This is a genomic window from Paraclostridium dentum, assembly GCF_012922555.1.
Lineage (GTDB): Bacteria > Bacillota > Clostridia > Peptostreptococcales > Peptostreptococcaceae > Paraclostridium > Paraclostridium dentum.
In genome coordinates, this window is sequence record NZ_WIPK01000089.1 from 1 (window position 1) to 592 (window position 592).

The window sequence follows — 592 nt, forward strand, 5'->3', positions numbered from 1 at the left end:
TGGTCATGGGCTTCCAGATTAAGATTCTGTGTGTGTGGAATAGACATGTTTATAAATCAAGTTAACATGAAAATGCTATCTTGTAGGGATGCACGATACCGGTGTCTGGTTTCCAAAAAAAGTGGTATCGGTGCATCCCTACTATCTTGAGTAGTTTTTGGTCATTTTGTATTCACAGTTTTGTGGTGTCCAAGTAATCTTGGCATTAACATTGGCATGTTTGGTCTAGTAGACGTAGCTGGCAGTGAAGAGGGACTGCGTGGCAGCCTGGTCAGCCTGGCCTGACGGTTTGTACTCGCCTTTAGATGCCAGACCGTTAATCTTGGCACGGGTGGTGAACGCGTCCTGGGAGGCTTTCCTGTTCTCCGTTTTCCCCTTCCACGCTGCAAGAGCTGATGCCTGGAGAGCACGTCCGTAGGAGAACGTCAACTTCCATGGCTTATGCAGTGGAGTCTGGTTGATGGCGTTGAGATTGAGTGAAGCTTCCTCTTCGCTCTGACCTCCTGACAGGAAGCAGATGCCTGGAACAGCAGCTGGGACGGTGCGTCTGAGGGCGCTGACGGTCGCCATGGCGACCTCCTGTGGGGTGTAC

The 592-nt window shown here is 50.8% G+C and carries 1 protein-coding gene; it reads right to left on the bottom strand.

The window, feature by feature from the left end:
• Positions 1-225 precede the first annotated feature (225 nt).
• Positions 226-592, bottom strand: a 367-nt coding sequence (locus tag GFJ41_RS21005; protein WP_170075999.1) for a class I fructose-bisphosphate aldolase, incomplete at its 5' end; no start/stop codon positions are given.